This is a genomic window from Alteromonas sp. KS69, from assembly GCF_003989595.1.
Taxonomy (GTDB): Bacteria; Pseudomonadota; Gammaproteobacteria; order Enterobacterales; family Alteromonadaceae; genus Alteromonas; species Alteromonas naphthalenivorans.
The window spans coordinates 1-9,453 of the sequence record NZ_PYHU01000061.1; the positions used below are offsets into that span (position 1 = coordinate 1).

The 9,453-nt window shown below is 40.7% G+C and carries 15 protein-coding genes and 1 pseudogene; 13 read left to right on the top strand and 3 right to left on the bottom strand.

What is annotated here, in order from left to right; translation table 11 throughout:
- Window positions 1-140 precede the first annotated feature (140 nt).
- On the bottom strand, window positions 141-323 hold the full coding sequence (locus tag C7Y69_RS21670; RefSeq protein WP_013783744.1) for a hypothetical protein: 183 nt from the start codon (window positions 321-323) through the stop codon (window positions 141-143).
- Window positions 324-358: 35 nt separating this feature from the next.
- On the opposite strand from C7Y69_RS21670, the gene C7Y69_RS21025 reads away from it, so the two are divergent.
- The 6 genes from C7Y69_RS21025 (at window position 359) to C7Y69_RS21050 (ending at window position 2,907) form a co-directional block, all read left to right on the top strand.
- The gene (locus C7Y69_RS21025) at window positions 359-730 is read left to right on the top strand and encodes a hypothetical protein (protein WP_058558386.1); all 372 of its coding nucleotides are present in this window, start codon (window positions 359-361) and stop codon (window positions 728-730) included.
- 108 nt (window positions 731-838) lie between these two features.
- Window positions 839-1,273, top strand: coding sequence for a hypothetical protein (locus tag C7Y69_RS21030; protein ID WP_126874065.1), 435 nt, complete (start codon window positions 839-841; stop codon window positions 1,271-1,273).
- 117 nt (window positions 1,274-1,390) lie between these two features.
- Window positions 1,391-1,849 carry a nuclear transport factor 2 family protein gene (locus tag C7Y69_RS21035; RefSeq protein WP_013783724.1) on the top strand — a complete coding sequence of 153 codons (459 nt, stop codon included), beginning with the start codon at window positions 1,391-1,393 and terminating at the stop codon, window positions 1,847-1,849.
- Window positions 1,850-1,984: 135 nt separating this feature from the next.
- Complete coding sequence (locus C7Y69_RS21040) at window positions 1,985-2,257, top strand: hypothetical protein (RefSeq protein WP_013783723.1); 273 nt, start codon at window positions 1,985-1,987, stop codon at window positions 2,255-2,257.
- A 131-nt stretch (window positions 2,258-2,388) separates the two neighbouring features.
- Window positions 2,389-2,607 carry an addiction module protein gene (locus C7Y69_RS21045; RefSeq protein ID WP_013783722.1) on the top strand — a complete coding sequence of 73 codons (219 nt, stop codon included), beginning with the start codon at window positions 2,389-2,391 and terminating at the stop codon, window positions 2,605-2,607.
- 3 nt (window positions 2,608-2,610) lie between these two features.
- Window positions 2,611-2,907 carry a type II toxin-antitoxin system RelE/ParE family toxin gene (locus tag C7Y69_RS21050; protein WP_013783721.1) on the top strand — a complete coding sequence of 99 codons (297 nt, stop codon included), beginning with the start codon at window positions 2,611-2,613 and terminating at the stop codon, window positions 2,905-2,907.
- Window positions 2,908-2,929: 22 nt separating this feature from the next.
- Here C7Y69_RS21050 and C7Y69_RS21055 read toward each other — a convergent pair whose 3' ends face one another.
- A complete protein-coding gene (locus C7Y69_RS21055) occupies window positions 2,930-3,886 on the bottom strand; it encodes an IS110 family transposase (RefSeq protein WP_126874066.1) in 957 nt (318 codons plus the stop codon).
- Between the two features lie 341 nt (window positions 3,887-4,227).
- On the opposite strand from C7Y69_RS21055, the gene C7Y69_RS21060 reads away from it, so the two are divergent.
- From C7Y69_RS21060 to C7Y69_RS21105, 7 genes are all read left to right on the top strand, one after another.
- Window positions 4,228-4,539, top strand: coding sequence for a hypothetical protein (locus C7Y69_RS21060; RefSeq protein ID WP_013783720.1), 312 nt, complete (start codon window positions 4,228-4,230; stop codon window positions 4,537-4,539).
- A gap of 898 nt (window positions 4,540-5,437) precedes the next feature.
- Window positions 5,438-6,163: a hypothetical protein gene (locus C7Y69_RS21075; RefSeq protein WP_013783718.1), complete on the top strand. Its 726-nt coding sequence runs from the start codon at window positions 5,438-5,440 to the stop codon at window positions 6,161-6,163.
- Window positions 6,164-6,588: 425 nt separating this feature from the next.
- Window positions 6,589-7,278, top strand: coding sequence for a VIT family protein (locus tag C7Y69_RS21085; RefSeq protein WP_126874067.1), 690 nt, complete (start codon window positions 6,589-6,591; stop codon window positions 7,276-7,278).
- A gap of 535 nt (window positions 7,279-7,813) precedes the next feature.
- Window positions 7,814-8,098: a hypothetical protein gene (locus C7Y69_RS21090; RefSeq protein WP_126874068.1), complete on the top strand. Its 285-nt coding sequence runs from the start codon at window positions 7,814-7,816 to the stop codon at window positions 8,096-8,098.
- Window positions 8,099-8,122: 24 nt separating this feature from the next.
- A complete protein-coding gene (locus C7Y69_RS21095) occupies window positions 8,123-8,629 on the top strand; it encodes a GNAT family N-acetyltransferase (RefSeq protein WP_013783713.1) in 507 nt (168 codons plus the stop codon).
- A gap of 114 nt (window positions 8,630-8,743) precedes the next feature.
- Entirely contained in the window at window positions 8,744-8,983 is a 240-nt protein-coding gene (locus C7Y69_RS21100; RefSeq protein ID WP_126874069.1) for a hypothetical protein, read from the top strand.
- A 56-nt stretch (window positions 8,984-9,039) separates the two neighbouring features.
- Complete coding sequence (locus tag C7Y69_RS21105; protein ID WP_126874070.1) at window positions 9,040-9,231, top strand: hypothetical protein; 192 nt, start codon at window positions 9,040-9,042, stop codon at window positions 9,229-9,231.
- 7 nt (window positions 9,232-9,238) lie between these two features.
- Here the strand turns inward: C7Y69_RS21105 and C7Y69_RS21110 are convergent.
- Window positions 9,239-9,424 (bottom strand): annotated as a pseudogene (locus C7Y69_RS21110) (ISAs1 family transposase); the annotation flags it as partial.
- Window positions 9,425-9,453 lie beyond the last annotated feature (29 nt).

Below are 9,453 nucleotides of genomic sequence, written 5' to 3' on the forward strand. Positions count from 1 at the left end.
CAACATCGCTCTGGCTTTAGGTGCTTTTAACTTCGCCGCTTTAAATTCAAAGGTCGCGCAATAGGCGCTTTATCGCCAAATTCTTATTTTACTCGGTAAGCGCCATTGCGTTTGCTAGTTCAAATGGCGGCTTGCTTCAGTCAGATCAGCAACATCACTGCGCTGGCATTTTGCTTGTTTGCTTTAACAATCAATCGTATGCTGGCTTTATTAGTTTTTAATAAGGCCAAAGGTATAGGCTCTGCTTCTAACAAAGCGCTTAAGCCACTCCCTTCGGTCGCTGGGACGCCTATACGCGGGGCGGCTTCGCCATTATGCCCCACGTATCTGCGCCCCTTATTTAAAAGTTAGTTTTCTTATGATGATTCGTTTTATATTTTTAAGTTTGTTTATGATTGCAGGGACAACTATGGCTTCAAATGAAATAGGAGCACCTGAAGGAGTTTCGGCTGAAGATTGGGAAGCCTATCTAAAGCACAAAAAGGATTGGGAAGCCATGCTTCAGCAAAGGTTTGAAAGTGAACTCAAAGCGAATCCTCCTTTACCTCCTTGGGAAAAATTCCCTGAATATGAACCTAGCAATATATTTTGGCGAATGGGAACAGGTGAAGAGTATCTAATCGATTATTTTGGCGTTTATTTAAAGTACGCAAGTAAAGACGATATTCAAGCATATAAATTGAAATACCCCGCTCCTAAAATTTGGGAAAATTGGTATAACGAAAACTAACAAGTTAATTAAACAGTGGACGCAAAACAGCAGGCTTGCGCTCATGCTTCGCTTAGTTTAGCCTGCTATTTTTCGCCGTTTATTAAGGCGTTATATTGCAGGAGTAACATGGAAAGTCAGCTCGTAGTTTCATCAATATGGGAAGATGAATCTTTATTTGAAATCTCTATATTCGGTAGTAATGGGCAGTTCTCTGGCCAAGCAGATTGCTATACAAATAGAGAGGAGATTGAGCATCTGGGAAGACTTCTTGAGAAGTTTCCTCGAACCACAAAAGATGAGCTCGAGTTCAAAAGCCGTTCCACCCCTGATCTTTCTTATTTTTCCATTCATGCTTTCTGTACAGACAGTTCTGGCCATACAATGTTTGCTGTTACTATTGCTCACATCGAATCTTTCACTAATGTCAGAAACGAAAGCTATAAAGTTAACTTTGATATGAAAGTCGAGCCTCAAGCAATTTGTAACTTTGGTATACAGCTTCAGCGCATAGCGGTTAACCCTCTTGGTAAAACAAAGGCTGTATTGAAAAATGCAATATAACAAAAAAATTAAGTACGCCCGCTGCGCGGGCTGGGACGCAAACACGCTGGGCGGCTGCGCCATTATGCCCTACGTGCCTGCGCCCCTTATTTAAAAGTTATACACACAAGGAAGATTATGTATAAGCTCTTACTTTTATTTGTCTTTTTACCTCTATCGTTTACTGCCAATGCTGCTCTCTCAGAGGGAGAACTGGAGCAACTAGCGACAAAGTTTGTGGAAGCCAAAAATGCTCGACAGCAACCTGAAACTACAACTCAGGATATTGATGCCTTTATTAATTTAATTGCAGACGAATTCGTCGATGAACATGTGAAGTTTAAAGTAACGATTACGGAAAAGTCCGCTTTACGTGAAGGTATGATTGCCAAAATGAGTGACAAGATTTACTACAGTTCAATAGTTATAAACGAAATAATGACTGGGGGAAATGTTGCCATTATTAAAATGACTGAGTCAGGAAAAGTCAGACCAAATCATTTAGACAAAGATATAACCTACAGCTCAGTAAATATAGTAACCTTAGAATTCAATGATGATAAGTTGATTACGTATATTCGCAGGCATCACGGTTAATGTGTGTATAACAAAACGCTGTTGGCACTCCCTTCGATCGCTGGGACGCTAACTCGTGGGCTGGCTCGCTTCGCTCGGATTTTAGTCCATGTGTTATCGCCCCTTAGTGGGAAGTTATATTGCAAGGAGGCAAATTTGGGTTTAACTCAACATATTAAACTTCAGGATAAAGTGACTAAAGAGCAAGCATCGCTATTCCTAGATGATCTTTGCTCAGAACTACAATTTGAAAAACGCACAGAAAAATGGATTGTCCGTTCAATGCAAGGAAAAAGAATGATCTTTGAGATAGTAGTTACAGATTGCGGCTTTTATACTCATCGTTCAGGAGATTACTTTGAATTTTTAGGTTTTTTAATTGAGCAGCTTACTGAAAAATTCGGCACTATTTGGATTGAGGACGTTTAAGCGAAGCAATATAACAAACCACTTAAGGTTCTCGCTTTGCTCGTTGGGACGCTAGCCGCTACTTGTAAATCCAGCCTTTCACTTCTCTTTTTTAGTGGTAATATCAAATCATACTCAATGGGAGTTATTTTATGTCTGATGCATTAAAAGTGATGCTTGAAAATATCGAGCAACTCAGTACTAAAGAGAAAGCTCTTGCTGCCCACTGTCTTTTAACGGCTATGGATACTAAGATTGATAGCGATGTGGAATCTGAGTGGGTAAAACTTGCAGAAGCTCGCAGCGCAGAGCTAGAGTCTGGTGCGGTAAAAAGCATTAGTTGGGAAGAGATAGAAAAGGATCTAAATTAAAAGATGCTGCCTGTTTCCTTTCACCCAGAGGTTAAAAGGGAAATAAAAGAGTCGTTTGATTGGTATCAAAAGCAGTCACTGGGGTTGGGTCACGAATTTACCCAAGAACTCAAGGAAGCCATCGATTCAGTTAGCTCTTTGCCATCGGCATGGACAAAAATGGGGCAAACTCATCGACGCTTTGTCTTAAGCAGGTTCCCATACTCTATTATTTATAAAATTATCGAAAACAGGGAAATTAGTGTGGTAGCTATTATGCACAACCACCGAAAACCAGGGTATTGGCACGAACGCGCCTAACAAGAGACTATGGCGTCAATAGTTAATTTATAGCCTTTGGCGCTTCCCACATTACACCCTCTCGCAACATCGAGTTTAAGATAACGACCATCTTTCTGATACAGGCGATTATAGCCACTTTTTTTGGTTTACCCGCCGCAATTAATCGTTGATACGTTTCCTTAAATACGGGGTTACTTTGTATTGCTGACATCATGGCCATGTATAAAACTGTGCGGACTTGATGCCTCCCACCTTGGATTTTTCGTAGGCCTTTGTAGCGGCCACTTTCTCGATTCATGGGTGCCACACCGACTAACGCTGAAGCTTGTTTGTTGGTCATATATCCCAATTCAGGCAGGTTACTGATGATGGAAGCTGAGGCTATTTCCCCAATGCCTTTCATACTCTGTAATATATCGTTTTTAGCTTGATAGTCTGGGCATGATTCAATGAGTTTAACAATTTTACTTTCTACTTTTTCAATCTGATTTTTGAAAGCCGTCAATATAGGTTTGATGGTCATGGCGAGTTCTTTGGGCAGAATTTGAAGGCGGTTCTTTTCCATCGTTTGCATGACCAGCAATTGATTTCTTCTTGCGACTAAATCACTCATAGCCTGCATCGTTTCTGGCTTAAGCTGGGAGAGATTGGGTTGAATGGCTTCACCATAATGAGCAATTAATTGTGCATCAAGCTTATCAGTTTTAGCCCGTTGACCTAGTGCTCCAGCAAAACGTTTTACGTGGATAGGATTCGCGATAACAAAGGGTAAATTAGCGCTTGCACATGCCATGATAAAAGGTATTTCAAGACGACCAGTGGCCTCTATAACGATACGATCGGGTGAATATTTCTTGATTGTTTTAACGGCTTCTTTAATGCCTTTTTCATCATTATTGACGGTGAAATATACATCGAGTGGGCGTATATAAATATCCAACTGAAACTTACCCGTATCAACACCGACGCTAACGTTTTGCTTTGTTTTTGTATTCATAATAAGCTAACTCTTGCTTGCATAATGCGGGTTCGAGACCCAGTAGACTATTCGAGTGTGGAGCTTGGAGTCCTTTGTGGTGTTCTTTCTTGTTATCGGTCTCTCAACTGAGGAGCCATCGCTCAATCGAACTACCACAAAAGAAAGCTTTAGTTGCTGCTAAAGTCTGGGTCTCACTTTACCTCACACTGATTAAAATCAGGATGATTTACATGAGTTATAATCCATACAAACGCTTAACACGTTCCCTTCGGTCGCTGGGACAGTAACGCAGCGGCGCTTCGCTATTATCCGCTACGTCACTGCTCGTTAGCTTAGCGTTAGGCCTATAGAGGTAAAACATGATTTCAGAGGCAGATTGGAAACACTTCAAACGAGTTAAGGCAGATGCATTAGATAAATGCTGCCAGCAAGTTTTGGACGATGTGCGTAAAGGAATCGATAATCCCGAACTTTCAGATCATGCAAAATATCTTTATTTGTATAAATTGATGGAAAACAGCGACAAACGTATCGCCAACATATTCGATTACAATGCAAGGTCCAAAGCTATGCTGCAACTTGCATTAATGAAATCAGATGGCCTTCTAGAGGCTAAGCAAATCAATGGCTTCTCAGATGAATTACAAAGTTTTATTAATAGCCATGACTAACTTATCAGCACGGCCTAACAACTCAATAAACTCACTCACTTCGTTCAACGTACGTAGACACTGAAAGTGATGAGTTACTATTTAACGATAAAGAGTGCACTATTGATGGGACTGTTTATCGATTAAACTCTTGGAAAGACTTTCATGACAAAGATGCAATTACAGTTTTTGAGTTAAAAAAGAAAGGCATCCTGGTAACAAACAGCTATTGTATTGGTATTAGGTTTTCCGCTTATAAAGAACCTCTACTGTTGAGTCAGGAACAATTATGGGAAATAGGAATTCCATAGAACGGGATCTAACAAACGCTTAAGCCACTCCCTTCACTCGCTGGGACGCTATATTTACAGGGAATTTTTGTGAATAAAATACATAGTTATTATCTAATTGGGTTCATACTCTTTTCTGCAATTTTAAATGAATTCTTAGGAAGTGAAAGTATCGGGGTAAAACTACTTTGTTCAGTTTTATTAATTACAACTTTTGTTTTTGCATCTCTATTTCATAGCTTGAAAGTCAGAGTTGCTAGAGATAAAAAGACTAGCATCAAGTAATGTACACATAACAAATTTATCAAGCATCATTACGGCCAAAAAACAAGGAGTCATTTTTAATATGAGTATTTGGCAAATTATCATTTTTATTGTGCTTTTCAGTCTAACGCTTTTACCAGTATTAGTTGCCTTAACATCTAAGAAAGCTAAGGGGGTACACAAACTAGTTTGGTGCCTCGTTTCATTATTCTTTTCATGGTTAGGCTTTTTAGTTTATTACTTCTTTGCTGTCAGAGGTATGAGTGAGCGCAACGCATAGTATAACAACCCAATCAACACACTCACTTCGTTCACGCAGGGTGGCTTCGCCCGCTATTTAAAAGTATGGTCACTAAGGAAATTTCGTGCGAATTTTAATTGTTTTTTTATTATTTCCTTTGGCTGCTTTCGCAGATGAGTCGAGGCTTGTAGAGCAGTTTTTTGGCCAAGATGGACTAGATAATAAAAGAGAAGTGTATACCGGAGAGATGTTGGAGCATTATCTGGATAAGCCCACCTTAGGCGAGGACTTACCAAAAGGCATCAATGTTAGCCTTCGAGCACTTGAACAAAGCCCGCGAAGAGAAATTTACGCTGTATTACTAACGAAAGAAGGAATATCTCAAGATTGGTATATCTATTTGGTAAACGACCAAAACAAATGGAAAATTTCAGCCGTTAGAAATCTAGCATTACCAAGTATGTTCTTTATGTCCCTGCAGGCGATACAAAGCAAACCCAATAGAACAAAAGAAGAAGAGAATCACTATCAGAACATGCTTCTTACTTTGCAGTTGGATTCGGAGCTTAAAGAATACTTGCATAAAAATATTGGTAGCTTAAATGCGATAGCCTTTGAGGCTAAAACAAGTCAGAAAAAGGCTACTGAATCTGCTAAACATTTAAATCTAAATCTAGTAGGTTACGACTCAAGTAGTGGCATAGTTGACGTCAACGTAGGTGGGATTTTAGATAACTCGGTTGGCTACCTGTTTGTACCACCTGGCACTGAAGTGCCCCAAATGTCAGATGAGGATTATATCTATATTGAGCATGTCACAGGAAATTGGTACGTGTACAAGACAACGTAACCATAATAAAACCAGTATAGAATCTCTTAAAGCCTTTACCTCTGTGTCTAAAATTGACATTTCTCAACTTCAAGAGGAAATTATCGTGATAGACAAAACATCAAAAGAATGGAACAAAGAGCCATTATGGGTCAGGTTTTTGTTGTGGGGAGTAGCGATATAACAACTCAATAAACTCACTTCGTTCGCTAGAACGTCTATATCTGGCCCAAGTGTTTAGTTTCTTCATCAGCACTAAATTGTATGCGAGTATCCATGGTGAACTCTCTATTCGTGTGCACACAACTGTTAGCTCAGGCATTGAGTTAAAGCAACTAGCAAACGCCTAAGTCGCAATCCGCGGGACGGGTCGAGAGTTCCCCCCTATAACGTAAACACCTGAACTAAATATAAGTTAACTGTAAAAGAAATTACCGAGCAACCTTATGACTCATACTGAAATACATCGTTCACAACGCGTAGGTTGGTTGCGCGCAGCAGTACTTGGTGCAAATGACGGAATTGTATCTACTGCAAGCCTTATCATCGGTGTTGCCGCTGCGAGTACTGCCCATGAAGACATTCTTCTCGCTGGTGCTGCAGGTTTAGTTGCTGGGGCTATGTCTATGGCTGCTGGTGAATACGTTTCAGTTAGTTCTCAATCAGATACAGAAAATGCCGATCTCGCCATAGAGCAAAAATCACTGGATCAAAATTTTGAATCTGAAAAAGAAGAGCTAGCAACAATATACGAAGGTAGAGGCCTTGAACCAACTCTGGCTAAACAAGTTGCTGAGCAGCTGATGGCTCACGATGCTCTTGGCGCTCATGCCAAAGATGATATCGGAATTTCACAAAGCGCTAATGCGCAGCCCATTCAAGCGGCTTTCTCGTCGGCGGGTGCTTTCACAGTAGGCGCTGCACTTCCTTTAGCGGTTGCCTGGTTAGTGCCACAAGAGCTACTTATACCTATCGTCGCATCATTCTCTTTAGTGTTTCTCGCCGCTCTAGGTGCGATCGCAGCACGCGCAGGCGGTGCATCAATGACTGTGGGGGCTATCAGAGTGACTTTTTGGGGTGCGCTTGCAATGGTATTGACAGCAGTTGTAGGTCGCATCTTTGGAGTGGTTGCATGACAATGGGTTTATTTACAATAGCAGCCTCTTTACAAGTTAAGCTTTCATGTAGGAATTGGAGTGAATTGAAAGTATGAGTCAAGCGCAAGAATACGTTTCAGGGGTGGGGAAAATAGAACTGGGAACAGTGTGAGAAATGTCTTGTAACAATCTGCTGTACCCGCTAAACACGCCTTGGGTGTTATATTTCTAGTTAATTTGATCAGGGAGGTTATATTAATAGATGGACAATATTGATGCTGAATTAGCTTTACAGAAGATAACTAAAATTTAGAACTTAGAGAAAAAATTTTCTCGTGTCTACTACGTTCCTGGTTTTGCGTTTCTATTCGTTGTCATTTTTATTTTCATCAACAACGTATTTATCTCCCCTATTGATAATGGTTATTTAGCCATTTTATTGGCCTCCAATATCTTTGTAACGGGAAATGCTGCAATGAAAAGAACAGAGTACCTTAGACAAATAATCGCGCTGAAAGAAAGCGAGTGCATTGCACGTTAGCATTCTTGGCTAGTTAGCAGGTAAACAAGGCTAGTGGAACAATTGAAGTTTATTTTTATCGTTCTCATTTTCATATTTATGGGTGGCTGTACCACAGGTAAGCTTTACTACACAGACAACAGTGGCAAGCGCAATTTAGGCTGTGATGTAGCGTTTACTGGTTTGCTAAGTGTCGATAAATATGCTGTGGAGTATGCGCTTAGCTTGTGCGCGAAAAACTACGAGAATGCACCTCTTACCTCGGTTCATCGCACAGCAACCAGCAGACATGTGTTTCTTGGCGCCAAGCTTATCCCACGTATTATTACCCCAAAATGAAGTTAGCTGCTTAGAAGGAAATTTATGCTAATTACGCCCACAGTGCTCTACGAAGCCAGTTACAAAGAATACATCAAAGAGCTGGGAAACGAAGAACGGTACCCTTACCCGCTTGACTTAGACCATTCAAATTTTGCATCTTTTGTTAACCTATTGAATGGCTATTCCAAGGGCGTAAACTTGCCAGAAAACTTAGTTCCCAATACGACATTTTGGCTTATTGAAAACAGTGAAATTGTCGGTTGTTCCCATCTAAGGCATTGTTTGAATGATGCATTACGGTTTGCAGGAGGTCATATAGGGTTGGGAATAAGGCCTTCTAAGCGTGGGCAAGGCTATGGTATGAAACTCCTTAATCTAACGCTAGAAAAAGCCTTTGAAATTGGCGTCGATGAGGTACATATTCATTGCTACAAGAGTAATAAAGTTTCATCATCGCTTATAGCGTCATCGGGTGCTAAATTAGATTCTATAGTTGAAACTCAGGGTAAAAACGAACAGGTGCTTCGATTTGTTCATTCACGCTGCTAAACTAACAGTCAAAATATCTCGCTATCTCGGCTTGGAAGCAAACACAGGTACCACTTCTTACTATAGGCGCCCCCTTATTTGCCGCGTTATGCACTTATAAAATATGGAAATTAAATGAAAACCAAATTAACAGCCATTTTGATAGCATCTGCTATTTCATCAGGATGCGCATCCACCTCTAACAAAACAGTGGGTGATTTTCTTGACGGTGCATCTTCTAGTGCAGAGAAAAGAGAACAAGAAGAATCGAACGCAATGCACGCTAAAAAGAATTCACCCGAAACCGATGCTATAGAAGACACTATGTCAGGTGTATTTACCGCCCTTTTTCGTGGCATATTTGGCTCAGAATAACGCCATAAAAAACTAAACATTTTTTAGTATTTGAGCGCTTAATGGAAAAACAAAATATGAAATTTAAAAAGAGCCACTTTTTACTATTTTTAACCTCACTATTGCCAGCATTTGCTTCAATTGCTGCCCCGCAAGCCCTTAGCGTGGAACAAGATGGTATTGTGGGTCACTATTATCAGCCACCGGCTAATTCCCACAATCAGCCTGTTATCGTACTTGGTGGTTCAGAGGGCAGGGCAACCGCATGAGTGCTCACTAATTAATCATGCCACTAAAACCCGCAGTTAGCACAGCTTCCAGATAGCTGGCTTTCATCCAAGCCCGTTTTTGCTTGGCGGGTATGCTGCCTTTTGATGACTCTGCCCGCAACATGTTTAGCGCTAAATGGCGTAGCATCGACCAGTTTTCGGCACCGTGATTCTGGTGTATCTGGCAGTCGTCTTAAACCATGCTGCCACCCAGTACCGCAT